We start from the raw sequence: 24,212 nt of genomic DNA, 5'->3' as shown, positions 1-24,212 counted from the left end.
AAAATCAAAGAACGTTCATAATTAATTTATTTACAACGTGTTATAAGAATTTTTTAAAAGTTAACGCATCACTAGTAATTTAGGATGAAGGAAAGAAAGAGCAAAAAATAACCACAGGGAAAAGTCGCTGTGGTTATTTTTATCGGTATTAATATTAGTTAGTCTCTCTCAAAATACAGCCACTTTAAGGCCATCGGAAACTCCTGGCTCCAGCGTTTTTCAGTGTGCTGGCCTGTAGGATCAATGGAAGTGTGGATTTTTACACGGTTATATCCAAATCCCTGGCTTTGCAGTGTTTCCTGCAATTTGGTAACATTCGGTATCATATTTTCGCCCTCTTTTCCACCGGCATATATGTAAATACGCGTTTCGAAAGGTTCAAAGAAGTGAATAGCATCGAAATAGATGCGCTGTGATATCCAAAGCGACGGAGAAAAAATCATTAGCCGCCCAAAGATATTCGGAAACATCAAAGCCGCATAAATAGATAAAAGTCCACCTACTGAGCTACCTCCCATACCGGTATTGAGGCGGTCAGCTTTGGTTCTGTATTGTTTATCAATCTGAGGCTTCAGTGTATCAATAACGAAACGAAGGAATTTTAATCCCATTCCTTTGCCCAGTCGTGGGTTATCGTAAGGTGAGAACTCCTGAACGCGGTCTTCTCCGGCATGATCAATCGCCACAATGATAACGTCAGCCTTATCTTCTGCCGCGAGTTTCGTAAGTCCTTTGTCGATTTCCCAGTTACCATAAGGAGAGCCGTCGCCGAAAAGGTTCTGGGCATCTGTCATGTATAGAACCGGATATTGCCGATCCGGATTCTCATAATAGTTATGTGGTAACAATACATGAATTCGCCTTTGCTTATTGAGTTGGGGAATTTCGAATGTATCGGACAAGACTTCTACGATAGGAGCCAGACTCTCCTTTGTATTACCTTGTTTCTGCCATCTTGTGATATAATCTATGACAGGTCCGTCTGTTGGATCGGCGAGACGATTTCCCTGAGGCTGACCGTAGTTGTCCAACTCTACCTGATCCCAGCCGCCTCGTGTATATTTATATTCAACCGGATAATCCAGCTCCAGTTCTTTAGGAAATTGAAAAGTGTAATAACCTGGTTCTACTTCGCGCATCCGGTAATCTTCCAGGTCTGGCAACCACTTACAAAACTCTCCTGTAATAAATATAGGACGTTTGTCCGACGGCGGAGTTTTTAGTTCAATCCTAAGCGTATCTACTGCTACTTCCATTCTTTCAATATCACTGACTTCGTAATTTCGGGGGGCAAATTTACGATTTAATCCCGTTTTTTAGAATAATTAACGAAGTTAAATGAAAAAATGTGTCGGTCATCTGCCTGATGAACAGTGCGTTCAATTTCCTCCCATTGCTCAGGATTGGATATTTCAAAGAAAGTGTCACCGTTAGTTACTGTTTCTACCTCTGTAATGTAAAGTTTGTCGGTAATTGGAAGAGCTTGTTTGTAGAGTTCGCCGCCACCGATGATGAAAACTTCCTGTTGTTCTATTTTGCGGGCTTCGGTCAGAGCCTCTTCCAGGGAGTGTACAACAAGAATGCCGTCTGCTTTGAAATCCTGGTTACGGGTGATGACAATGGATGTTCGGCCCGGGAGTGGTTTGCCAATGGATTCAAAAGTTTTGCGACCCATGATCATTGGGTGCCCCAGTGTTAAGGCCTTGAAACGCTTCAGGTCGTTGGGAAGCCGCCAGATTAGTTGATTGTCTTTTCCTATAACCCCGTTTTCAGAAACGGCTACAATGATTGAAATAAGCATTTTTGTCTTTTTGCAAATTTATCCAATAAAACAGGAAGAATGGAAATGGAGCTTTATTTTACCTGAAATTTGCATCCCTAGCGGGATTTCTCCTCCCTATGTTCGGCATTTTTCTGCCGGAAATTACATCGCTACGCGATTGATCCAGAACAACGTATGTTAATCCAATGCTGTCAGGCATGTCCTTTTGGTAGCAACAGATTTTGTCAGTTTGTTCCGTAAATACCTTTAGGCATGTTACCTTCGTTTCAATATTGGCGAATTGTTGTTACATCCCTAATTGGATTTCTATCCATTGTATGTTATATTTTCCCACCAATATTGCATTGCTACTCGATTATGGGATTTTATAGATTTTAATGCCGTTAGGCGTGTTATTTCGGTAGAAAAATAATTTTGATGCCGCCTAAATGCCTTTGGGCATGTAATGGATGCATCTAAGGTTGTCAGGTAATTCAACGGATATTTGGGCCAATTACTCAGGATGCTTGAAAATGTATTGTTCGTTATAATCGACTTCGAACTTTTGAAGAATCAACTTATACTCGTCTAAAAAGTTGATCTTTTTATGGTGTTGCTTCTGATTTTGAATGTAGTTGATTACATCAGAAATTTGTGATTTGGAATAAGAAAACACGCCATACCCGGTTTGCCAATCGAATCTCGACTTGCAAAATTTGTTTCTATTAATCCATTGAGAGGAATCTGCCTTAACATCCTGCATGAAATCGGCTATTGATTGGTTAGTCCTGAATCCGACAAGCATGTGAAGATGGTCCGCCATGCCATTTATTGAGATCATTTTATGGTTGTTTCTTTCAGTTATTCCACAGATGTATCTGAAGAGTTCATTTTCCCAACTGGAATCGATTAGTGAAAGCCTATACTTGGGGCAGAATATAAAATGAAGATGGATTTGAGAATAGGTATTGGCCATATACATAGAATTTTATGGTATACAGCTTTTATTTAAAAATGTCACAAATGTTGTTGCATCCCTAGCGGGATTTCGTCTGTTTGCCGACTGCAATATTTCTACCGAAATGACATCGCTACGCGATTGAGTCAGAATCATGTATGTCGAGCCAATGCCGTCAGACATGTCATTTCGGTAGCAACAAATTTTATCAGATTGTTCCGTAAATGCCTTTAGGCATGTAACTTCATATTAAAAGGAATAAATTGTTGTTATCATCCCTAATGAATAATTTCTATCCATTGTGCACGATATTTTCCTGCCAATATGTTGCATCGTTACGCGATTGAAAGACGGCGGGGAGATTTTTGTTCCATCAACTTTGAAATCTACCCCAACTTCGTCCCTCTCAACAAATCACCTATCTCCATTCTCTTTTTCCCTTCGAGTTGCAGTACTTCTATGGCCAAAGCCCCATCGCCGGTTTGAAAATGCAGAAATCGTTTATTGTCAGTTTGGTAGTAACCTGGTGTTGCGGATGCACCTCCTTCTACCAATTTCGTTTTGAATATTTTGCAGGATAAACCATTTAAGGTTGTCCATGCTGCAGGGTAGGGGGAAAGTCCTCTTACAAAGTTATGGATTTCTGATGCCGGTTTTGTCCAATCAATTTCGCAGGTTTCCCTGAAAATCTTAGGAGCTGCTTTTAACGGCTGACTGTCATCCTGATCCTGTTGCGGATAATCACCATTCTGAATCGCTTCTACGGTTTTTACAACCAGACCAGCCCCTTTATGCATCAGTCTTTCATAAACACTTCCGGCATCGTCATTGTCATAAATGGGTTCCGTCTCACGATAAATGATTTTTCCTGTATCGATCTCTTTCTCAATAAAAAATGTAGTAACACCCGTTTCTTTTTCCCCGTTAATCACCGCCCAGTTAATAGGGGCAGCTCCACGATATTGAGGTAATAATGATCCATGAAGATTGAATGTCCCGTACGACGGCATACTCCAAACTACTTCCGGCAGCATACGAAACGCTACCACAACCTGCAGGTCGGCCTGATAGGAACGCAACTCTTCCAGAAATGCGGGATCTTTTAGTTTTTCAGGCTGAAGAACGGGTATTCCCTGCTCCTGAGCATACTGTTTTACAGGTGAAGATGTCTGCTTTTGCCCCCTTCCTGACGGCTTGTCGGGAACAGTTATTACCGCTACGACGTTAGATTTGTTTTCAACCAGACTTCTTAAGCTTGGCACCGCAAACTCAGGAGTTCCCATGAATATTATTCTCAGTCCTTTTGACATATATTGTGGCCTCTTTTGATAAAAATGGTTGTTACCATTTACAAATATTGTTATTTTTGCCGTTCTTACAGAAAAATATGGTGAAGATTCAAAAACATATGAACCGAAAAGACGACGTCTTTTAGCCTTCTACTACGAGTTGAGAATACTTATGTAGAGCGGTTTTAAGGCCGTTCTTTTTTTTTACCCAAATTTCAAAAAATTCAAACAAGACTAATTAACTGATTTAAGGTCATGGCTAAGATTTCATACTATACTGAAGATGGTTTAAACAAGCTGAGGAATGAGCTGAATGATATGAAAACCAAGGGCCGCACGGCCATTGCTGCGCAAATTGCAGAGGCTCGTGACAAAGGAGATTTGAGCGAAAATGCAGAGTATGACGCGGCAAAAGATGCACAGGGAATGCATGAGATGAAAATTGCGAAACTGGAAGAGATACTTTCTAACGCAAGAGTGATTGATGAATCTGCTTTTGATAATTCACAGGTGGCGATCCTTTCTGTAGTGAAGATAAAAAACAAAAAAAATGGTATGGAAGTAGCCTATACCCTTGTTTCGGAAGAAGAAGCGGACTTGAAATCAGGAAAGATTTCAATTGGCTCCCCGATAGGAAAAGGTCTTCTTGGTAAGAAAGTAGGTGAAACTGCTGAAATCAAAGTTCCGGCCGGACTTATGGAGTTCGAAGTACTCGATATCAGCCGTTTTAGCTAATTACAGATTGCCTTATTATATTGATGTTGGATTCAGGTATAAATCAAACCTGAATCCAACATTTTTCTTTTTAGTATCGTTGACTAAATAATACCGAAAACCGATCATTTACGGATTACATGAAATTCAAAGGTTTTCAATTGTATACTTCGTTTCTTTGGGTGGAGGCCATGGCGATTTTTCCTTTCATTTTGTTGAAAAGAGAACGACCAGGTGCTACATTGCTCAATCATGAATGTATCCACCTGCGGCAGCAGCTGGAAATGGGTCTCGTACTATTTTACATCTGGTACTTTGCCGAATACCTTGTAAGATTGCTGCAGTACCGGGTTCATTACCTGGCTTACATGCATATCTCATTTGAACAGGAGGCATATCGCAACGAAAAGGATCTTAGCTACCTTTCGAAGCGGGGTTTGTGGGCTTTTTTGAAGTATGTTTGAGAAGGGAGGAGTTAAGAGGTTGAAGAAGTTAAGTAGTTAGCAGAGAATTATAAACATAACAATCAGGAATTTTCAGATCAATTTATAACAGCATGTCAGATAAAAGCACAGAGTTTCTTTATAAGTACTTGAACAATGCTTCCCCGACGGGTTTCGAGTCTACAGGGCAGCAGATTTGGCTGGATTATATCAGACCATATATTGAAGAGCATATCGTGGATGTTTACGGAACTGCGGTAGGTGTTATCGGTCCGGGCCAGGATTACAAGGTTGTTATCGAAGCGCATTCGGATGAGATTTCCTGGTTCGTCAATTACATTTCAGAAGACGGTTACATACATGTTCGTCGTAACGGAGGCTCCGATGCTGCCATAGCTCCTTCAATGCGGGTAAACCTGCATACGGCTAAAGGTGTAGTGAAAGGCGTATTCGGCTGGCCGGCAATCCACGTGCGTGAGGTTGCCAAGGATCAGGTTCCAAAGGTGCATGAGTTATTTATTGATGTCGGTGCTGCCAAAAAAGACGAAGTGCTTGAAATGGGTATCCATGTAGGTACTGTAGTCACTTTCGCGGACGGTCTGGATGAATTGAATGATAAATACTATGTTGGTCGTGCCTTGGACAACAGAATGGGTGGTTTTATGATTGCTGAAGTAGCGAGAAGGCTGCATGAAAACAATGTAAAACTTCCGTTTACGCTTTACGTAGTGAATGCGGTTCAGGAAGAGATCGGCTTAAGAGGGGCCGAGATGATTGCGCGCAGACTAAAACCGGATCTGGCGATTGTAACGGATGTTACCCATGATACGCAGTCTCCGATGTACAATAAAAAAGAACAAGGGGATCTGAAAAGCGGTGGCGGACCAGTGATTTGCTACGGCCCGGCGGTGCAGAACAACGTGCGCGCTCTACTCGAACGCGTTGCCGACGAAAAGAAAATTTCTTTCCAACGCCAGGCGGTGAGCCGTTCTACAGGAACTGATACGGATTCATTTGCTTATTCGACAGAAGGAATTGCATCAGCGCTTATTTCACTTCCTTTGAAATATATGCATACCACAGTTGAAATGGTTCACAAAGATGATGTGCAGAACGTAATTCAGTTAATATACGATACACTGCTTTCATTGAAAGGAGACGAAGATTTCAGGTATATCAAATAGCGATTTCAAGGTTAAAAAAGGAAAGAGCCGGATTGAGCAATATGCTTAGTCCGGCTCTTTCCTTTTTAAATAAAATGTATTGTAGATGAGGAGATTGTGTTGTAAATTAAATTAATTGTTGTTTTTGGTATCTGAAATTGATCTTAAAATTGTTATTTTTGATATCAAAATAAGAGTTTCAAATTCAGCGTTCGGAGACATGGAAAGACCAAGAGGGAGAGGTGCAGGAATCAATTCTCACAACAGATTTCATAAGCTGGAAACGGAATATACTTCTGAGGACTGGCAGCAGTGGGAGGATCAGGAAGTCAATCCGAAAACGCAGTTTATTATAGAAGAATCCAAAAAGCTGTTAAGTGTATCGGATAGCCCTGATTTGAGGAACTATAACTCCATCAATCCATATCGGGGCTGTGAGCATGGCTGTATTTATTGTTATGCCCGAAACTCCCACGAGTACTGGGGCTTCTCAGCCGGTATTGATTTTGAAACTAAAATCGTTGTTAAGAAAAACGCACCTGAACTTCTTGAAAAATTATTTCATTCCAAAAGCTGGCAACCAACCAGCATTATGTTTTCCGGAAATACAGACTGTTATCAGCCAGCGGAGAGGAAATTCCAGCTTACCCGAAAGTTGCTGGAGATTTGCCTGAAGTACCGGAATCCTGTAAGCATTCTCACAAAAAATGCCTTAATCCTCCGTGATATAGATATTCTTGAAAAAATGGCCAGGCTGAATCTGGTTCATGCTGCTGTCTCGATCACTTCTTTAAATGAAGATTTGAGAAATAAACTCGAACCCCGTACAGTAACCGCAAAACGCAGATTACAGGTCGTGCGGACGCTGCATGAAGCAGGAGTACCCATGGGAATCATGAGTGCACCTATCATCCCCGGACTCAATGACCATGAAATTCCGGCTATTATTCAGGCTGCTGCTGAAAACGGTGCAGCCTGGGCCGGTTATACAGTTGTAAGACTAAATGGCGCCATCGCGACTTTATTTAAAGAATGGGTGCATCACCACTTTCCTGATCGTGCGGAAAAAGTACTGAATCAGATTGCCGCCTGCCATGGAGGTAAGTTGAATGATTCACGTTTCGGACTCAGAATGAGTGGCGAAGGGAAGTATGCGGAGCATATCAGGCAGTTATACAATTTAGCTTGCCGTAAATACTTTGGTGAAAGGGAATTACCGGATCTGGATACATCACAATTCATAAGAGGAGGACAAATGAAGTTGTTCTGATAATAGAAACAGTGAAATCACAGATTGGCCAGTTTTATTGGATGAGATTTTTGTAAATGTTAGATTGCTGTTCGTAATGAAATTAGGAGCCGTTAACCGAAATAACCTGAACCCGCAGAATTATGAAAAGATATATCTTCACTTTGGGATTTGTTACACTAAGTAGTTTTTTACACCTGAACTGTGTAAGTAGTTCTTCATCCGGTAAAAATGCAGCTGTCATACAAAACGACTCTTTGGGCAGGGAGCAACACATAACTGATGGGAATGCAAAGACAATTGTGACCGGTGCCGATCGTACCGGAGAATATGTCAGCTACCTGAAAGGAAAAAAAGTAGGGGTGGTTGTGAATCAAACTTCAATCATTGGCAAAATCCCTTTGGCAGACAGTCTTGTTTCTTTGGGGCTAAATGTTGTGACCATTTTTGGTCCTGAGCACGGGTTCCGTGGAACTGCAAGTGCAGGGGATAAGGTGAGTGATACGAAGGATACAAAAACCGGCATTCCTGTTATTTCGCTTTATGGAAAACTAAAGCGTCCTACGAAAGAACAGATGGATAAGCTGGATGTAGTTGTTTTCGATATGCAGGATGTAGGAGCCCGCTTTTATACCTATATCAATACACTCGGGCATGTGATGGAAGCATGTGCTGAGACGAACAAGGAAATGGTGATTCTGGACAGGCCTAACCCCAATGGCTTTCTGATAGACGGGCCACTACTGGAAGACCATCTTCACTCCGGAATCGGGATGTATCGTATACCAATCAGTCATGGGCTTACCATCGCAGAATTTGCACAGATGATTAATGGTGAAGGCTGGTTACCCAACAAGATGAAGTGCAAACTGAAGATTATCAAGGTAGCCAATTATAATCATGATCTGCCTTATGTATTGCCTGTAATGCCTTCCCCGAACCTGAATACCCAGCAGTCGGTAATGCTTTACCCTCATATTTGTTTTTTTGAAGGCACCATCCTTAGTCAGGGCAGAGGAACTTACATGCCTTTCACTGTACTAGGTTCACCGCTGCTGAAAGGGAAATATGATTTTAGTTTTATACCGAAAAGTATCAAAGGAATGGCGGAAACTCCGTTGCATCAGAATCAGGAATGTTATGGGCTGGATCTGCGAAAATATGATATCGAGTTGCTGAGAAAAAGCCGACAGCTGCATCTCTCCTGGATCATTGAGCTGTACAACGCTTATCCTGATAAGGAACGGTTTTTCGATCGGAGTCAGAGCAAGCAAATGAATGATTTTGATAAACTTGCGGGTACAGAAAATCTTAGAAAACAGATTATCGCAGGTGCTACAGAAGAAGAAATCCGGAAGAGCTGGGAGCCGGGCTTATCGGATTTTAAATCCATGCGTAAAAAATATTTGTTGTATCCCTGATCAGGAAAACGTCTTTATCCTGCTCATCAACTCATTACGACTATCTGCAGTAATAGGAATTTCAAAATCATCGATCATCACATTGATATAGTTGATACCAGTAATAGCGTTGAGATTGATGATGTATGACTTATGAACCCGCAGAAACAGATTGCCTGGTAATTGGGCAATCATGTTTTTCATGGTTTCGCGAATCGTGTACTTTTTCTTCTTTGTATGAAGCTCCAGGTAGTTGTCGTCACTTCGGATATAGAGCAGGTCAGAAAGAAGAATCTTTGTGAACATGTGTTTTTCTTTGATAAAGAGCGCGTCCTTGATCACGGTGCTGTCTTCATCATCTCCACCTTCATGTGAATCTCTTTTTCTAAAACCCTTTAGCGCAAGGTTAACAGCAGTATAAACTGCAATTTTCTGAAATGGCTTATTAAGAAATGCATGAGGTGATGTGTTGAGTGCAGCATTAACGATCGCCATATCGTCGTGGCTCGTCAGGTATAAAAAAGGAATATCAAGATTGTCCTTTATGTATTCTCCCACATCTATCCCGGTTTGATAACCGTTCAGGTTAATATCCAGTAAAGCGAGGTGATATACGTTGGTTTGCAACAACTCAATGGCATTATGGTAATTTGTAGCCACATCATTTGCCTCATATCCGAAACTATTGAGGGTAAACTGTAAATGCTTCGCAATAATGTGCTCGTCTTCAACAATTAATATGTTCATTTCAATACTTACTAATGAAGATTAGGCTTCATAGATTGAAGACTAAAATAATTCTTATTTCCTCTGTAAAACTAAGTAGATCAGTTTATTTCTGACATATTTACGAAGGATTCACAAGGTAAGATTTTTTTGTACGAACTTTTTTGTAATTGAGAAAGAATCTAACTTATTAGATTTTATATATTCCTATTGGTCAATGGAATATAGGAATTGTCTTAAAAATGTCCGGGCGGTCAGTGATTGTAGGATGAAAATATTTCGGTCTGCTTATGAATGTATTTCTAACGGTACTAATGGAAATGAGATATACTTCCTTTTCGGTCAGGGTTGGAAATCGGCGATTTTCTCAGGCTCAGACTTATGCCTGCCAAAGGCCATGAAACCAGCAGCGAGAATTGCAAAGCCTGCGAAAAAATACAAACTCAGATTGAAATGGTAGTAAATAATCGCCACGAGGCATATAGAAGAGAGTATCAGTGACACGATTGGGAAAAATGGATAAAAGGGGACTTCGAAAGGACGCTCCAGGTTTGGTTCTTTCTTTCTCAGAACAAGCAATGCTACCATACTGATTATATACATCACTACCGCACCTAGTGCCGCAAGAATAATGACCTGATTGGTATTCCCAATGCTCAGGGCTATGCAGCCGATCAGGCCACCAGCGAGCAACGCCCAATGTGGTGTTTGATAACGGGTATTGACCTTTCCAAGAAAAGGAGGCAGGTAGCCACTTCTTGCCAATGCGAAGATTTGTCTGGAGTAACCGATAATGGTTCCGTGAAATGAAGCGATAAGCCCGAACAGCCCGAGGCTTGCAAAGATATGTGTGAGTCCTGAGTCTCTTCCTAGTATGTGGCCAAGTACGGCAGGCAAAGGATAATCAATATCACTGAGTTTGGACCAGTGTACCACTCCACCGGTGAAAATCATTACTGCAAGCGCCAGTAGAACCAGGGTAAGTATGCCATATATGTAACCTTTTGAGATTGTTTTTTTAGGGTTTTCGACTTCCTCTGCCACCATGGCAACTCCTTCTATAGCCAGGTAAAACCAGATCGCAAAAGGCAATGCTGCAAAAACGCCCTGCCAGCCGAACGGCATAGGGTCGGTTACATAGGTTTCCATTGAAAAATGAGGTGCAACAATTCCAATGTATACGAGCAGTTCGGCCACTGCAAGTATCGTTACAAACAGAGAAAATGTAGCGGACTCTTTGATACCAAGTAGATTGATGCCAATAAATATTACGTAGCATGCAAATGCAACCTGAAGTACAGAGAGGGATGGATAAAGGAAATTGGTATAGCTGCCAAGTGCGAAGGCAATGGCCGGGGGAGTGATGAGAAACTCCACCAGCGTCGCATAGCCAGCGATGAAGCCGCCCCACCATCCAAAAGCCCTGAAAGAATACGCAAAAGGGCCGCCTGCCTGTGGTATGGAAGTGGTGAGTTCGGTGAAACTAAAAATGAAAGTAATATACAACACTGTAACCAGCAGTGTGGCGATCAGAAAACCAATAGTACCGGATACTCCCCAGCCGTAATTCCATCCGAAATATTCTCCCGATATCACCAGTCCCACGGCAATTGCCCAGACATGAATCGGTTTCAGTACTTTTTTAAGCGAAGCGTTCGATGGTGCCGACATATTAGCTGGAATACAGTGAGTTTACGATACTAGTCTAATACTGAAAATGATGCTTAACGTCCTATCGCGGAGCGGTACGCAGGTAGTCTCCCATTTGAACGACCTTGTCAGTATTGAGATAATCCACTTTTAGATTCATCATCGTTTTCCAGGTATGGATGTTATCGGGCGTAGCCCAGAATCTGATTTTTTTGTTCTGATTATGAACCTGATCAATCACTCTGGTAAGTGCCTTTCTGTCTTTTTCTGGTAGCTCTCCTTCTCCGTTCCATCTGGAATACTTTTGAAACGCCTGGCTGATCAGTCCAACACGCGCCAGTTGCTGAGTGGTATATTGTATTTCGGGTCTTCCATCGAAGAAAATAAAGGTGGGATATTTGACGAAAGCTTCGGGCGAAGGCGTGTTTCCGCTTACCACAATTTTTACCGGTCCTTTGGGTGCCAGGACAGCTTCGTGAGGTTTAAGAATTTTGACAAGCGCAGCCAGCGTTTCGTCTGCAGGCGTTTTCAGATCAATCAGTAACTGAAGAGTAAGGTCTTTTTGCGGATAGATTTGCCCGTTATTTTTCTTGATCTCCTGAAGTATCGGGTTAAGGTATAGCTTGGAAAAAGTTTTTTCAGGTTTGATATCTTCCCGGTTATGAGCTGCATACAATGAATCATTGATAAGAAAAAGATCAGCTTCAATGGAGCCGAATTGCTGTTTATAGGCAGCTATAAAGGGAGTTAATTGTTCGTAATCATTATGAGAATGTGCCTGAGCCGTTGTATAAGTTGTGATGGTTTGCCCGAAGCTCAAACTGGTAAAAAACAGGAGAATAGCAGAGAAAGTACTTTTCATAAATGGCTGTTAGTGTTGGGGATAAGGATTTTGTAAATATAAACTTTTACAGCTGATTACGGAAACGAGAGTATGCTAAAAGTGACAAGTATGCGAAAGTGTAAATAGTCGATAGAAAATATTATATTGATAGTTGAATTTGAAATTTTATATTGACATTATGTTGATATTCAAACAACTTGTGAAGTGATACCCTGATCATTGAAGAATATGCTTATTTTCGCAGCCGCATTCAACAGCGGAGCTTACCTAACTTTTAATCCTGAATGGAAAAAAACACTTCTCTATTTCGTAAAAAAACAGTTGATCAGATTTTAAAAGATGCGCATGATGGCGAGCATGGTGGTTTGGCGCGTATCCTTGGCGTAAGGGATCTGGTTTCATTGGGTATCGCTGCGATTGTTGGGGCAGGTATTTTCAGTACAATAGGGCTGGCCAGTTACAACGGCGGACCGGCAGTTTCGCTTCTCTTCATTTTTACTGCCATTGCCTGCGTGTTCACAGCGCTTTCCTATGCGCAGTTTGCGAGTACGGTTCCGGTTTCGGGTAGTGCCTATACGTATGCCTATGTAGCATTCGGAGAATTGTTTGCATGGATTATTGGTTGGGCGCTTATTCTTGAATATGCCGTTTCCAATATGGTTGTCGCCATTTCCTGGTCTGAGTACTTTGTGAGTATGCTGAAGGGATTTGGAGTCACACTTCCCGGATGGTTGACGGTCAATCCGGCTGCTGCAAGTGAGGCTTTTGAGAAAATGCAGGCTTCGGGCATAGCATCTCTCAGTACTTACGAGCAAATGGCTGCCAATGCTTATGCAACTGCTCCTAAAATCGGCGATATATCTATACTGATGAATCTACCTGCCGGATTGGTCACTCTTTTGGTTACTGCATTGGTTTATGTAGGGATCAGAGAATCGCGTACGGCTAGCAATATTATGGTTATCCTGAAAATAGGAGTGGTACTTCTGGTGATTTTCGCCGGTGCTTTTTATGTAAAGCCTGATAACTGGACGCCATTTGCACCTAACGGGATGAAGGGCGTTTTAAGCGGAGTTGCTGCAGTATTTTTTGCCTTTATCGGTTTTGATTCCATATCTACCACAGCTGAGGAATGTAAAAATCCGCAACAGGATATGCCCAAGGCAATGATCTATTGTTTGATTATCTGCACCGTATTGTATGTGTTAATCACGCTTGTACTTACAGGGATGGTCAATTATAAAGAATTAAAAGTGAGTGATCCGTTGGCGTTTGTATTCCAGAAAAACGGGCTGGATTTTATGGCCGGGATTATTTCCGTGAGTTCAGTGATTGCTATTACCAGTGCTTTGCTGGTATATCAGTTGGGGCAGCCGCGTATCTGGATGACAATGAGCCGTGACGGATTGCTTTGGAAGAAATTTGCAACCATTCACCCGAAATATCAGACTCCTTCATTCGCAACAATTGTAACAGGGCTGGTAGTAGGGATTCCGGCGTTGTTTTTCAAGATGGACTTTTTCGTTGACCTTACAAGTGTAGGGACTTTCTTTGCTTTTATCCTTGTATGTGGTGGTGTTCTTTATCTGGATCACACAGGAATTTCAGCAAGATCAAAATTCAGAGTACCCTATATCAATGGTAAGTTCATTGTTGGTTTCGGCTTTGTTGCTGCTATTTTGGGTTTGGTATTTTATGGACAAGAAGTAGTTGCTGAGTGGCAAGCTTTGTCGGTGGCTGAGATTTTTGAGCACAAATTACTAACCATCATATTCTGGATTACCTGGTTGGTCCTTTCTGTGATGAGTTTTAAATACAACTTCTCGTTTTTGCCTGTCATGGGTATTCTCACCAATCTGTATCTGATGACAGAACTTGGGGCATCCAACTGGTTTATATTCGTGATCTGGCTGGCAATAGGTCTGGTGATCTATTTCAGTTACGGATACAAGAAAAGTAAGCTGGCAGGGAATTAGGATTTCATTGAAGAAGGGAAAAGGGCAAAGTGCTGGTGAACCGGCCTTTGCCCTTTTTTTGCTTTTATCTCTTCTCAATTTTTAAAGAGATGGAATATTTTTCCTTGGTGAAAGTGCTGTCAGCTATTTTGTGCGGATTTACATTTTCAAGAATGAACCTGTATTTCTGGCCTGCAAATTCATGGTCGAGCGTATCGGCTTGCCGGAAAGAGCCTGTTCCATATTGTGAGCGGCAATCGCCAAGACACATATTGATATGTTCAGTTAATTTACCTTCTGTGTTTACACCTTCTAAGAGGAGGTCCACCGTTGCGTTTCCTGCCCATATACAATTCACTCCTTCGGGACAACGGCTATCGTTTACATCGAAAAATGTGAGAGAAGACTTCGGAACATCATTTATAGAAACCGTTTCTTTCAGATGTATGTCTGATAATTTTTTCTCAATTCCGCTACTTTGGCAAGCCATGACGGCGACCAGTGAACTCAATATCAGTGCTTTCATCATTTTGTCGTTTGTTTGCATGACATGAAAAAGAAAGAAATGGTTGCAACACTTCACAGCGATATTGAAATATTCTAAATCATCAATGTAAATATGGTTCCCTTGCCTGCTTCCGACGATACATTAAGCTGACCATTATGTTGTTGTAGTATTTGTCTCGATAAGCTGAGCCCGATTCCGGATCCTGTTTTCTTGGTGGTGTAGAAAGGTATGAATATATTTTCGATGGCCTCAGGCTCAATACCGTCACCGTTATCTTTTACTTCAATTATTGTGAGATTCTCAGACTGATAGCCGTTGATCGTAATCAGCCGGTCGGTTTGAGAGGAAAATGATTCGGACGCATTTTTGATGAGATTAATCAATACCTGCTGAATTTGTCCTGTATCTACTTTGAAGGTCAGGTTTTCCGGTTTCACAGAGAGCTTCCATAACACACCAGATGCCATCAGGTCGGTTTGCAGTAGCTGAATTACTTCCTGTAAAAGTTCGGCAACATTTACAATTGCAAATACCGGTTTTGGCAATGTAGTAAAGTCTCGGTATGCATTCACAAACTGCATCATGCCCTTGCTTCTTTTCTCCAGCGTTTGCAGGGCCTCTTTCAAATCATTAACAGCTTCCTGATCAGATGTAGCTCGTTCAATGTCCTCATTTACAATCATTCTCATCGTACCTACAAGTGATACGATGGGGGTCATTGAATTCATAATCTCGTGCCGGAGTACGCGCGTCAGGTTTTGCCAGGATTCCACCTCCTGTTGCTGAAGTTCTGTCTGGATATTTTGAAGAACCACAATACGCACCCATTTGCCGCGCATCTGAATGGAAGCACCCTGTAGCGCAAGTGGCTGGTCGGAAGGGGTACGGTACAATTCTCTTACGCCCGAGTCAAGATTAGACAGCAGCTCATAAAGTCGGGGGTGTTTGTCCCTTAATTCGCTCAGCTGGTGAAGCCGGTAAATGCCTAGCATGCGCAGAGCGGCATTGTTGATCAGGCTCACCTGGCCGGAACTGTCGAAGGTAATCAGTCCCGTACCGATATGTTGTACGATGGTGTTCAGGTATTGCAGATTCGCTTCTTTTTCTGCCCTTGCCTGGCGGAATGCGTCCAGTACTTCATTGAACTGCTGATTGAGTTCCTGAAATGTACGACCCATTTTGTTGTCGTGGCGGAAATTGATCGTAAAGTCGGAATACCGGACAGATTCCAGAAAATAGGTTAGTTTTCGGTTGACATTAGTCACATAACGATACAGCAGTGAGCCCTGCACGATGATAAATATACCACCCAGAATATAGATCAGGACTACGTTGGTCTGTAACGAACCAAGCCACAAAATAACAAGCACACTTATAATGATCAGGATGATCCTTATTCCTATCACGAAACTGAAGTGTCGTAGTCCGATCATTTATTTTGTGCCTCTTATTCGTTGATGATGCTAACAGGCTGCCCGCACATTTCTTCAAAAATGTAGTGATTCAGCGAGGGGATTTTGTAATGTGCCAGGTCAAATTTCGGATGCTCATACACCTCCATAGCCGGTACGGATATGGTAATCATTCCGGCAGCATGCGCAGACCGCAGACCAGCGTGGGAATCTTCAAAAGCAATACATTCTTCAGGCGTTAGTCCGAGTTTGGCAGCTGTGGTAAGGTATACGGCAGGGTGTGGTTTGGTGAATTCTTCCAGTTCTCCTGAATGCCACAATTCGAAATAATCTATGATTTTCAGTCTTTTCAATACTCCTTCTATCAGCTCCATATGCGAAGCAGATGCCACTGCAAGGCGTAATCCACTTGCTTTCAGATTTTTTATGATTTCAATTGCACCAGGCATCGCCACCGCATTGGCTAATATATTTTTGTGCGCATGTTCAAGAATTTCCTGTTCCAGTTCTTCAAAGGTAGGCGTATTCCATGGTTGAATCTTGTAACAGAATTCAAGAAAAAGTTTTATTGACAGACCGGTTGTCTGTAATTTCAGAGCATGTGTCAGTTCGAAATTTACCTTTTGCATTACCTCACGGGCTGCATCCGCCCATATCGGCTCGGAGTCTATAAGCAGACCGTCCATATCAAAAATTGCCGCTTTAATATTTTGCATCAATACTGGTTTGAGATTTAAAAATAAGGCTGGTAAAAGAGGAATAATGATTATTCCGAAGCTTTTAGCCAGCTTTTTAATTATAGTCAAAACTACTACTTTCGCAGTTAAGAATGGCTTTAGGGGTGTCCTATTTACGGACTGAGATTTATACCCTTCGAACCTGATACAGTTGAGGCTGTCGTAGGAAAAAGCGCTTGAAGATCCTGAATGATCTTTTTTATCCGTTTTTCGGCTCCTCCCGGTATTAGCCCATTCTGTTTGTCTAACTCACAATAACAAGATTATGGAAAAACCAGGAAAAGCACTAGCCTCAGTACAAACACAGGTCCCGCTTGTGCACAATATAACGAATTTCGTTGTAATGAATTTTACAGCCAACGCTTTACTGGCCGTTGGGGCATCGCCCGTCATGGCACATGCCGTTGAAGAAGTTGAGGAAATGGTTGCTATCGCCGGTGCACTGGTGGTTAATATTGGTACCCTTGCCCCTCAGTGGGTGGAAGGGATGAAACTTGCAATGAAAAAAGCAGTGGAATTGGGCAAACCTATTATTCTGGATCCGGTGGGAGCAGGAGCTACTTCGTACAGGAATCAGGTTCTGACGGAATTACTGGAAACTGCAAGTCCTTCTATTATTCGTGGAAATGCTTCCGAAATATTGGCTTTGGCTGGTTCAAACATCAAAACGAAAGGTGTCGACAGTACTGCCAGCTCAGCGGATAGTCTGGAAGCTGCCAGGGAATTGAGTAAGAAATATGGCTCGGTTGTGAGCGTGAGCGGAGCAACTGATGTAATAGTCAGTGGTTCAGATGTGGCTTTTGTAGATAATGGTGTGCCTCTTATGACCCGTATTACGGGAATGGGCTGTTCGGCATCTGCAATAGCCGGAGCATTTGCTGCTGCTAATCAGGATGCTTTTGTCGCTGCTATCGGGGCTGCTGCCACGATGGGAGTATGCGGTGAAATTGCTTACGAAAAAGCGCAATTACCCGGATCTTTTCAGACCTTCTTCCTGGATGCCCTGGCTGAGATTAATGATGAAAAACTAAATCAACTGGCAAAAATCAGGCAGTGATGGAAATCGAAAAACACATACAATTGTATCTGGTCACAGACGAAAAGGCATGTTTGGGAAGAGATTTCTTCTGGGTTGTGGAAGAAGCCGTAAAAGGTGGCGTAACCATGGTACAGCTCAGAGAAAAGGAATTAGGGACGAGAGCATTTATTGAAAAAGGCAAAAGGCTGAAAGATCTTCTTGATATGTATGGAGTTCCTCTGATCATCAACGACAGGGTCGATGTGGCTCTGGCTATTGATGCAGCGGGTGTACACGTCGGGCAAAGTGATATGCCATTTGCCATTTTGAAAAATTTATTGCCGCCGGAAAAAATTACTGGTTTATCAGTAGAAAGTAAATGGCAGGTACAGGAGGCAGAGGACTGGAATGTATCCTATATAGCAGCGAGCCCGCTATTTTCTACTCCTTCAAAAACCGACACCGAGTCGCCCTGGGGCATGAGTGGCCTGCGTTGGATGCGCGACAATACACATCACCCTGTGGTTGTGATAGGTGGTTTGAGTGAAACCAACACAAAGCAGGCGATCACCAACGGTGCCAAAGGGATTGCAGTTATTTCTGCTATATGCAGCGCACCTTCTCCCTACGAAGCGGCCCAAAATCTGCGGGCGCGCATTGTCGCAGGCGTTCAATCTTAATATTCTAAAACATGACTACAGAAGTGAACAGATATCCCACGGTATTGACCATTGCAGGTTCTGACAGTGGTGGAGGTGCCGGAATACAGGCTGACCTTAAAACCATAGCAGCTTTGGGTGCTTATGGAACCTCTGCTATTACGGCGCTGACTGCTCAGAATACCCTTGGTGTGAAAGCAATACATGCGGTGCCGGCAGAATTTCTCGAACAGCAACTGGATGCGGTTTTTGAAGATATTACTGTAGACGCAGTGAAGATCGGGATGATTAACACCATTGAAGTAGCCAAAGTGGTAGCTACAGTTTTAAAAAGATACCAACCGGCATTTGTAGTTTTTGATCCTGTGATGGTATCTACAAGTGGGGCGAAATTGATTCAGGAGGAAACTGTGGAAGTACTCTGGACAGAATTGTTCCCGATTGTGGATCTCATCACACCGAATATAGACGAGGCTGAAATTCTGACCGGCAGAAAAATAAGATCTGTAGAGGAAATGAAGGAAGCATGTGAACAGATGCTTGACCGTGGGTGTAAATCGGTGCTGCTGAAGGGTGGCCATCTTATCGGTCCGGTCTTGTATGATGTTCTCGCTCAGGAGCAACAGGAGGTTATCACATTGCAAAGTGATTACATCGAAAGTAAAAATGTACACGGAACGGGCTGTACCTTATCTGCCTCGATAGCCTCTTATAGGGCATTGGGTTACGATCTCCAAAATGCTGTGAAACATGCCAGAATTTACATCGCAGGAGCCATTGAGGCCGGGAAAAATATAACTACAGGAAAAGGATCCGGTCCGCTCAATCATTCCTATTCACCTGTTAAAATGCAAATACGATCATGAAATTTACAGAAGAACTCTGGGAGGCAGCTTTGCCCATCTACAATCAAATAGAGAATCATAGTTTTAACCAGGAACTGAAAACTGGCATTTTACCGGTAGAAAAATTTAAATTCTATATTTATCAGGATTCGCTGTACCTGGCAGATTTTGCGCGTGCTTTAGCCACTGCGGGTACGAAGGCGGGAGGTAGCCAGGATCTGCTGGACTTTCTGGAATTTGCCCAAAATGCCATTTTGGTAGAGCGGGCGTTGCATATCAGTTATTTTAAAGAATATGAAATCAGCCATGATGGAGTGAAAGCACCGGGCTGTTTCGCTTATACCAATTACCTGTTATCGGTGAGTTCCTTCGAAAGTTTTGAAGTTGCGGTAGCTGGATTGCTTCCATGTTTCTGGATTTACAAGAAGGTGGGTGATTATATTTATGCCAATCAGACGAAGCCAAATGCTTACCAAAACTGGATTGATGCATACGCCGGAGAAGAGTTTGCAGCATCAGTGGAAAAGGCGCTCAGTATCTGCAATCGTATTGCTGAAACTGCTTCTTCAGCAACGCGGCAAAAAATGAAAGACGCTTATATTACAGCTTCCAGATTGGAATATATTTTCTGGGATAGTGCATACAAGCTGGAGCAGTGGCCGGTGTAACGGTTCATCCGATAAATCTGAAATTTCATCAGGTTAATATGTACGTCCATCCATAATGCTTAGTTTGTTTTATCAGCCTGTTTTACTTTTGAATCGTTGGCAAGAGATTGTCAACATTCAGACATTAACTCATCTGTAACAATTATAAAAATGGAAACTCCCCGAAATGAATTTCTTTGGAAAAAAGCCAAACATCGTGCTGCTTTCAAAATGCACCTGCGCACTTATTCATTGGTGATCGGCGGTTTGTGGGTGATTTATTTTCTCACCAGCGGCAATAGTTTTCTTACCAATTGGGACAACTGGGGACACCGTGCTTATCCATGGCCCGTATGGCCGATGTTAGGTTGGGGGATTGGTCTGGTTTCTCATTATATGTCGGCGTACGGGCATACTAATGAGGTAGATATGGCAAAAAGAGAATATGAAAAATTGCTGAGAGAACAGCAATAATTGATATAGAACAAGTGGTAGAAATCGGCAGGTGGCGTTTAGTCAACTGCCGGTTTTTCTATGTATAACCTCCGGTTTTGGAACAGTTGTTTTAGGATACACAACCTGAATGACAGAATCATAAAACATGAATTATTATGGAAAAGGACCTGAGAGATACGGAAGCAATCAAAAAACTAAAATCACTGGGTGAAGATATAAGGTTTTGTATGTACACCACCTTCGGAAATGGCAGAATAGATTCCCGTCCTATGACGACGCTGGATATAGATGAAAACGGAAATGTATGGTTTTTTACAAGTCGCAACACAGATATAGGCAAGGAAACAAACTGGGGTGAGAGTGTCACGCTGATCTATGCCGATCCGAAAAATAGCAGTTATCTGAGCGTAGCCGGACAAGCTGCGGTTGTGAATGACGAACAGAAGAAGGAGGAGCTCTGGAACGTAATGACCAAAGCCTGGTTTCCCGGTGGAAAGGATGATCCTGATTTAGTATTGCTGAAAGTTACAACGGATGAAGCTGCCTATTGGGATAGCAATTCGTCCAGAATGGTCGTATTCTTTTCCATGCTTAAAGCAGCTGTAACGGGTACAACGCCCGAAGGAGGCGATCATGGTAAGCTGGATCTGGCTTAAAATAACTTCGAATTTCTTTTTGGCAATCGGTGTGAAATGGAGCTCATGCCGATTGCTTTTTTGTATATGAAGAATAGAATTTTACTATAAAAGTCTCAGGGAATGATTTTTGAAAAGACATCTTTTACCTGAAAATTAAACTTCTTATGAGTATGCAACGACCGGTTAAAATTACGCTGATTATTGTTTTGATACTGGTGCTCGTTGCCGGTGGTTGGTATTTCTTCAAAGTTTACAAGGGAGAGAATGAAAATCCGGTTTCTGGTCTGAAGCCAAAGGTGGAGCTGGGAATTGGTCAGGTAAGTAATATCACTGACAGCACCGTGGATGTGAAGCTTAATCTGCTTATACACAATCCGCTTCCTGTAGGTTTCGACCTGGATGGTTTTGATTATTTCGTAACTATGAACGACAAGAAAATTGTCGAGAACAATTATGAAAAACCGTTGGCATTAAAAGCCCGGGACAGCAGCGCGATAGAGTTGCCTGCTCAGCTTAAAATCAAAAATATATCTGAAATAGGTGATGCTGCCACAGAGAGGGGCGAGGACAGTGCCAATTATCACTTTGAAACTGTTTTCCATCTCAAAAAACCTTTGCTTGGAAAGGATAGTATTACCCTGTCTGTGGATAAACGCTTACCACTGTGGCAGCTACCGAAGGTGGAAGTTGCAGGATATGATGTTGAGAAATTTCGATTGAGTAAATCAGAGATTGTGCTGCAACTCAAATTCACCAATAGAAACAGCTTTCCTATTCAGTTTAAAAATCCTTCTTATGTGATTGATTTGGGTAAACAAAAAAGGTTGGCGGAAGGAAGTGTAAAGGGTTTTACGAAGGTGAAAGGAAAAAGCAGTGAAATCTATGAAATTCCGCTTGCTATTGATATGGGGAAAATACTGAAGGCGGCAGGGCAGATTATTGTCAATGGGAAAGATATTCCGTTCACCTTGTATTTTAAAAGTGTGCTCGTTTCTGAAAATGATATCTTTAAGGACAGCGATGTGAATGTGGTTGTGAACGGTGAGCTTAAAGATATGGCAACAGTGCAAAAGAATCTGGGTAACTGATATTTGTATTTTGACCACGGATTACACGCATAGCAAGAATGCATGGCAGTCGGGTTGTGCGTATGATCCGTGGCGTACAAGCAGGTGTCTATTTTGTATTAAACCAAACCGTCATTTCATTGGCTCCTCTGTTGGCCCAGGCATAGAATGGGATCAATTTAGTCTGATCCGAATTCAATGTTGTAATACCTCCCAACAGGTTGGCATCGAATTGCGGTGTGAATGTTTGATCAGCATGGATAACAATCGAATTTGCCTTCCCGTGATTGTCGTGCCCCTCGGCACAATACAATACCGGCCCTCTTTCAATTGCTATTTTGCCTACGTTGTCTTTGATGTTTTCATTAGCAATCACTTGTCTCACCGGCATATCCAGCACCACTTCTACCACATCACCTTTCTTCCATTTGCGGGAAATTTTTGCATAACCGCTCTCAGACTTTATCTGCACTGTTTTCCCGTTCACTGTAATTGAAACAGGGTTCATTTTCGCTGATTTATAAGTATACAAATCTCCCGGAATAGCCTCTCCTGTTGCCCAGCCTGGTATCCTGATGGAAAGCGGAAACTCCTGCTGTTTTTCTGGCGAAACGATCAGTTTGATTTTACCTTCCCACGGATAATTGGTCTGCTGCGAAAGTTTAACTTTGTTATTTTCGATAGTAAATTCAGTTTCACTATCTGCAAACAGGTTTACAATAAGATCATTCCCATTTTTAGCATAGATAAACGCAGGAACCTGGGGTAAAAAACGTGCTACGTTTGTAGGACAGCAGGCTGTTCCAAAAAATGGATGGCGTACTGCGCCGGATCCTTTTCCAAAGTCATTTTTACCATCAGAAGCCATTGGGTTTACATAGAAGAACTCATCACCTTTGACTGACATTCCGCCCAGAAATCCATTGTATAGTACTCTTTCAAAAACATCCATGTATTTGGCCTGGCCTGTGTACAAGTACATTTTATGGTTCCAAAGCATATTGGCTATAGCGGAACAGGTCTCTGCATAGGCATTGTCGTTGGGTAAGAGGTAGGCTTTGTCAAAGGCTTCCCCGTCTTCGCGTGCACCCACTCCACCGGTGATGTATTGCTTTTTGTAGGTTGCGTCTTCCCAGATATGGTGAATTGCTTTTTCATAAGCAGGATCTTCTTTTTCAATCAACATGTCAGTAATGGCGGCATACAAATACTGGGCACGTACGGCATGTCCAACCGCCTCTTTTTGCCTTACGACAGGAATCTGATCCTGGAAATAACTCGGTCCCAGTTTGTGTTCGTCAAGGAACAATGGGCGTTTATCCGATCGCCCGCGCATGTCAATGAAGAATTTTGCGAGATCATAGTATTCCTTTTTTCCTGTCGTCCGATACAAGCGTATCAGAGCGGTTTCAGTTTCTTCATGACCAGGCACGACAATCAATTGACCCGGACCGGTCCCAAATGTGCGTACAAGATGATCCGCATTTTTGGTGGCAACATCCAATAAGGATTTTTTGCCAGTTGCTTCATAGTGTGCAACTGCTGCTTCATAAAGATGCCCCACATTGTAGAGTTCATGACTGCCGTTTTCAAATGAATAGCGGGTAGGACCGGCGATCCAGTCGTAAGATCCGGTAGTGTCCTTATTGATGGTTCGCAGGGTGTAGAGGTATCCGTCTGATTCCTGAGCAGCGGCGAAGAGTACGATCAGGCTGTCCAGATATTTGTCTAATTTAGGATCGTATTGATTTTGAAGCACGTATGCCGCTCCTTCTACTGTTTTGAAAACATCAGAGTCATTGAAACGTGCTCCCTGAAAAATGCCTTGTTTCAAGCCGCCTGCGACTGCGAAGTTATCTATGCGGCCCGAAGTTTCAATTTCATGCAATACGTGGGGAATTGTAGTAGTACGTGCACTTTCGATGCGCTGGTGCCAGAAGCCTTGTTTGGTTTTTACACTTTTTAAAGGAACCGGAGACGGTTTATTGCTTTGAGCAGAAATGAATAGAGTGTGTAGGAGAAAAATTATTGCAATGAGATATTTAGCCATTTTGGAATTGTTTGCAGTGTAT

The 24,212-nt window shown here is 42.4% G+C and carries 24 protein-coding genes and 1 riboswitch; of the genes, 13 read left to right on the top strand and 11 right to left on the bottom strand.

The genetic code is table 11. The features are described 5' to 3' along the window. Positions 1-158: 158 nt before the first annotated feature. The 4 genes from DSL64_RS22635 to fmt all read right to left on the bottom strand — a co-directional run bounded on the left by DSL64_RS22635 (position 159) and on the right by fmt (position 4,030). Positions 159-1,256, bottom strand: a complete 1,098-nt coding sequence (locus DSL64_RS22635; protein ID WP_115833215.1) for an alpha/beta hydrolase — start codon at positions 1,254-1,256, stop codon at positions 159-161. 47 nt (positions 1,257-1,303) lie between these two features. Further along, positions 1,304-1,801: a dihydrofolate reductase gene (locus tag DSL64_RS22630; RefSeq protein WP_115833214.1), complete on the bottom strand. Its 498-nt coding sequence runs from the start codon at positions 1,799-1,801 to the stop codon at positions 1,304-1,306. 475 nt (positions 1,802-2,276) lie between these two features. Continuing rightward, entirely contained in the window at positions 2,277-2,738 is a 462-nt protein-coding gene (gene tnpA / locus DSL64_RS22625) for an IS200/IS605 family transposase (protein WP_115833228.1), read from the bottom strand. Between the two features lie 368 nt (positions 2,739-3,106). Beyond that, complete coding sequence (gene fmt / locus DSL64_RS22620; protein ID WP_229217188.1) at positions 3,107-4,030, bottom strand: methionyl-tRNA formyltransferase; 924 nt, start codon at positions 4,028-4,030, stop codon at positions 3,107-3,109. A gap of 234 nt (positions 4,031-4,264) precedes the next feature. On the opposite strand from fmt, the gene greA reads away from it, so the two are divergent. The 5 genes from greA (at position 4,265) to DSL64_RS22595 (ending at position 8,999) form a co-directional block, all read left to right on the top strand. Continuing rightward, complete coding sequence (greA, locus tag DSL64_RS22615) at positions 4,265-4,744, top strand: transcription elongation factor GreA (RefSeq protein WP_115833213.1); 480 nt, start codon at positions 4,265-4,267, stop codon at positions 4,742-4,744. Between the two features lie 119 nt (positions 4,745-4,863). Continuing rightward, positions 4,864-5,187, top strand: coding sequence for a hypothetical protein (locus tag DSL64_RS22610; RefSeq protein ID WP_115833212.1), 324 nt, complete (start codon positions 4,864-4,866; stop codon positions 5,185-5,187). 92 nt (positions 5,188-5,279) lie between these two features. Next, positions 5,280-6,350, top strand: coding sequence for a M42 family metallopeptidase (locus DSL64_RS22605; protein ID WP_115833211.1), 1,071 nt, complete (start codon positions 5,280-5,282; stop codon positions 6,348-6,350). A 199-nt stretch (positions 6,351-6,549) separates the two neighbouring features. Next, positions 6,550-7,599, top strand: coding sequence for a PA0069 family radical SAM protein (locus DSL64_RS22600; protein WP_115833226.1), 1,050 nt, complete (start codon positions 6,550-6,552; stop codon positions 7,597-7,599). 122 nt (positions 7,600-7,721) lie between these two features. Further along, entirely contained in the window at positions 7,722-8,999 is a 1,278-nt protein-coding gene (locus DSL64_RS22595; RefSeq protein WP_115833210.1) for an exo-beta-N-acetylmuramidase NamZ family protein, read from the top strand. Here DSL64_RS22595 and DSL64_RS22590 read toward each other — a convergent pair whose 3' ends face one another. From DSL64_RS22590 to DSL64_RS22580, 3 genes are all read right to left on the bottom strand, one after another. Next, on the bottom strand, positions 9,000-9,725 hold the full coding sequence (locus DSL64_RS22590) for a LytR/AlgR family response regulator transcription factor (RefSeq protein WP_115833209.1): 726 nt from the start codon (positions 9,723-9,725) through the stop codon (positions 9,000-9,002). A 321-nt stretch (positions 9,726-10,046) separates the two neighbouring features. Further along, positions 10,047-11,375: an ethanolamine permease gene (gene eat, locus DSL64_RS22585; protein ID WP_115833208.1), complete on the bottom strand. Its 1,329-nt coding sequence runs from the start codon at positions 11,373-11,375 to the stop codon at positions 10,047-10,049. 61 nt (positions 11,376-11,436) lie between these two features. Beyond that, a complete protein-coding gene (locus DSL64_RS22580) occupies positions 11,437-12,216 on the bottom strand; it encodes a phosphatidylinositol-specific phospholipase C/glycerophosphodiester phosphodiesterase family protein (RefSeq protein WP_115833207.1) in 780 nt (259 codons plus the stop codon). A 266-nt stretch (positions 12,217-12,482) separates the two neighbouring features. Here DSL64_RS22580 and DSL64_RS22575 point away from each other — a divergent pair, with 266 nt between their 5' ends. Next, positions 12,483-14,174: an amino acid permease gene (locus tag DSL64_RS22575; protein WP_115833206.1), complete on the top strand. Its 1,692-nt coding sequence runs from the start codon at positions 12,483-12,485 to the stop codon at positions 14,172-14,174. A 64-nt stretch (positions 14,175-14,238) separates the two neighbouring features. On the opposite strand, the gene DSL64_RS22570 is transcribed toward DSL64_RS22575, so the two are convergent. Genes DSL64_RS22570 through hxpB form a run of 3 tightly spaced genes read right to left on the bottom strand, consistent with a single transcriptional unit; the run spans position 14,239 to position 16,789 of the window. Beyond that, the gene (locus tag DSL64_RS22570; protein WP_115833205.1) at positions 14,239-14,700 is read right to left on the bottom strand and encodes a hypothetical protein; all 462 of its coding nucleotides are present in this window, start codon (positions 14,698-14,700) and stop codon (positions 14,239-14,241) included. A gap of 53 nt (positions 14,701-14,753) precedes the next feature. After that, positions 14,754-16,094, bottom strand: coding sequence for a sensor histidine kinase (locus DSL64_RS22565; RefSeq protein WP_115833204.1), 1,341 nt, complete (start codon positions 16,092-16,094; stop codon positions 14,754-14,756). Positions 16,095-16,108: 14 nt separating this feature from the next. After that, complete coding sequence (hxpB, locus tag DSL64_RS22560; protein WP_115833203.1) at positions 16,109-16,789, bottom strand: hexitol phosphatase HxpB; 681 nt, start codon at positions 16,787-16,789, stop codon at positions 16,109-16,111. A gap of 111 nt (positions 16,790-16,900) precedes the next feature. Next, positions 16,901-16,996, top strand: a riboswitch (TPP riboswitch). 79 nt (positions 16,997-17,075) lie between these two features. Between hxpB and thiM the strand changes: the two genes are divergently transcribed. The 7 genes from thiM to DSL64_RS22525 all read left to right on the top strand — a co-directional run bounded on the left by thiM (position 17,076) and on the right by DSL64_RS22525 (position 22,161). Continuing rightward, a complete protein-coding gene (gene thiM / locus DSL64_RS22555) occupies positions 17,076-17,867 on the top strand; it encodes a hydroxyethylthiazole kinase (RefSeq protein WP_115833202.1) in 792 nt (263 codons plus the stop codon). Beyond that, positions 17,867-18,508, top strand: coding sequence for a thiamine phosphate synthase (gene thiE, locus DSL64_RS22550; protein ID WP_115833201.1), 642 nt, complete (start codon positions 17,867-17,869; stop codon positions 18,506-18,508). Before thiM ends, thiE begins: the two co-directional genes overlap by 1 nt. 11 nt (positions 18,509-18,519) lie before the next feature. Then, a complete protein-coding gene (gene thiD, locus DSL64_RS22545) occupies positions 18,520-19,353 on the top strand; it encodes a bifunctional hydroxymethylpyrimidine kinase/phosphomethylpyrimidine kinase (RefSeq protein ID WP_115833200.1) in 834 nt (277 codons plus the stop codon). After that, a complete protein-coding gene (gene tenA, locus DSL64_RS22540) occupies positions 19,350-20,000 on the top strand; it encodes a thiaminase II (protein ID WP_115833199.1) in 651 nt (216 codons plus the stop codon). Before thiD ends, tenA begins: the two co-directional genes overlap by 4 nt. A gap of 150 nt (positions 20,001-20,150) precedes the next feature. Then, the gene (locus tag DSL64_RS22535; protein ID WP_115833198.1) at positions 20,151-20,453 is read left to right on the top strand and encodes a 2TM domain-containing protein; all 303 of its coding nucleotides are present in this window, start codon (positions 20,151-20,153) and stop codon (positions 20,451-20,453) included. 137 nt (positions 20,454-20,590) lie between these two features. Then, positions 20,591-21,091 carry a pyridoxamine 5'-phosphate oxidase family protein gene (locus DSL64_RS22530; protein ID WP_115833197.1) on the top strand — a complete coding sequence of 167 codons (501 nt, stop codon included), beginning with the start codon at positions 20,591-20,593 and terminating at the stop codon, positions 21,089-21,091. Between the two features lie 152 nt (positions 21,092-21,243). Further along, complete coding sequence (locus DSL64_RS22525; RefSeq protein ID WP_229217187.1) at positions 21,244-22,161, top strand: LEA type 2 family protein; 918 nt, start codon at positions 21,244-21,246, stop codon at positions 22,159-22,161. An 88-nt stretch (positions 22,162-22,249) separates the two neighbouring features. Here the strand turns inward: DSL64_RS22525 and DSL64_RS22520 are convergent, their stop codons facing one another. Then, on the bottom strand, positions 22,250-24,190 hold the full coding sequence (locus DSL64_RS22520) for a glycoside hydrolase family 127 protein (RefSeq protein WP_115833195.1): 1,941 nt from the start codon (positions 24,188-24,190) through the stop codon (positions 22,250-22,252). Positions 24,191-24,212: the final 22 nt, after the last annotated feature.

It is taken from the genome of Dyadobacter luteus (assembly GCF_003383615.1).
In the GTDB taxonomy this organism is placed as follows: domain Bacteria; phylum Bacteroidota; class Bacteroidia; order Cytophagales; family Spirosomataceae; genus Dyadobacter; species Dyadobacter luteus.
The sequence above is the reverse complement of the archived record's forward strand: the minus strand, read 5'-3'. Positions and strand labels throughout refer to the sequence as shown.

Excerpts from the sequence above, each read along its gene's own strand:
- DSL64_RS22605 (WP_115833211.1), top strand. The coding sequence starts at position 5,280 with ATGTCAGATAAAAGCACAGAGTTTCTTTATAAGTACTTGAACAATGCT.
- DSL64_RS22570 (WP_115833205.1), bottom strand. The coding sequence starts at position 14,700 with ATGCAAACAAACGACAAAATGATGAAAGCACTGATATTGAGTTCACTG.
- thiD (WP_115833200.1), top strand. The coding sequence starts at position 18,520 with ATGACTACAGAAGTGAACAGATATCCCACGGTATTGACCATTGCAGGT.
- DSL64_RS22595 (WP_115833210.1), top strand. The coding sequence starts at position 7,722 with ATGAAAAGATATATCTTCACTTTGGGATTTGTTACACTAAGTAGTTTT.
- DSL64_RS22535 (WP_115833198.1), top strand. The coding sequence starts at position 20,151 with ATGGAAACTCCCCGAAATGAATTTCTTTGGAAAAAAGCCAAACATCGT.
- fmt (WP_229217188.1), bottom strand. The coding sequence starts at position 4,030 with ATGTCAAAAGGACTGAGAATAATATTCATGGGAACTCCTGAGTTTGCG.
- tnpA (WP_115833228.1), bottom strand. The coding sequence starts at position 2,738 with ATGGCCAATACCTATTCTCAAATCCATCTTCATTTTATATTCTGCCCC.
- DSL64_RS22600 (WP_115833226.1), top strand. The coding sequence starts at position 6,550 with ATGGAAAGACCAAGAGGGAGAGGTGCAGGAATCAATTCTCACAACAGA.
- greA (WP_115833213.1), top strand. The coding sequence starts at position 4,265 with ATGGCTAAGATTTCATACTATACTGAAGATGGTTTAAACAAGCTGAGG.
- DSL64_RS22575 (WP_115833206.1), top strand. The coding sequence starts at position 12,483 with ATGGAAAAAAACACTTCTCTATTTCGTAAAAAAACAGTTGATCAGATT.
- DSL64_RS22590 (WP_115833209.1), bottom strand. The coding sequence starts at position 9,725 with ATGAACATATTAATTGTTGAAGACGAGCACATTATTGCGAAGCATTTA.
- DSL64_RS22630 (WP_115833214.1), bottom strand. The coding sequence starts at position 1,801 with ATGCTTATTTCAATCATTGTAGCCGTTTCTGAAAACGGGGTTATAGGA.
- thiM (WP_115833202.1), top strand. The coding sequence starts at position 17,076 with ATGGAAAAACCAGGAAAAGCACTAGCCTCAGTACAAACACAGGTCCCG.
- DSL64_RS22565 (WP_115833204.1), bottom strand. The coding sequence starts at position 16,094 with ATGATCGGACTACGACACTTCAGTTTCGTGATAGGAATAAGGATCATC.
- DSL64_RS22530 (WP_115833197.1), top strand. The coding sequence starts at position 20,591 with ATGGAAAAGGACCTGAGAGATACGGAAGCAATCAAAAAACTAAAATCA.
- thiE (WP_115833201.1), top strand. The coding sequence starts at position 17,867 with ATGGAAATCGAAAAACACATACAATTGTATCTGGTCACAGACGAAAAG.
- DSL64_RS22525 (WP_229217187.1), top strand. The coding sequence starts at position 21,244 with ATGCAACGACCGGTTAAAATTACGCTGATTATTGTTTTGATACTGGTG.
- hxpB (WP_115833203.1), bottom strand. The coding sequence starts at position 16,789 with ATGCAAAATATTAAAGCGGCAATTTTTGATATGGACGGTCTGCTTATA.
- eat (WP_115833208.1), bottom strand. The coding sequence starts at position 11,375 with ATGTCGGCACCATCGAACGCTTCGCTTAAAAAAGTACTGAAACCGATT.
- DSL64_RS22520 (WP_115833195.1), bottom strand. The coding sequence starts at position 24,190 with ATGGCTAAATATCTCATTGCAATAATTTTTCTCCTACACACTCTATTC.
- tenA (WP_115833199.1), top strand. The coding sequence starts at position 19,350 with ATGAAATTTACAGAAGAACTCTGGGAGGCAGCTTTGCCCATCTACAAT.
- DSL64_RS22610 (WP_115833212.1), top strand. The coding sequence starts at position 4,864 with ATGAAATTCAAAGGTTTTCAATTGTATACTTCGTTTCTTTGGGTGGAG.
- DSL64_RS22580 (WP_115833207.1), bottom strand. The coding sequence starts at position 12,216 with ATGAAAAGTACTTTCTCTGCTATTCTCCTGTTTTTTACCAGTTTGAGC.
- DSL64_RS22635 (WP_115833215.1), bottom strand. The coding sequence starts at position 1,256 with ATGGAAGTAGCAGTAGATACGCTTAGGATTGAACTAAAAACTCCGCCG.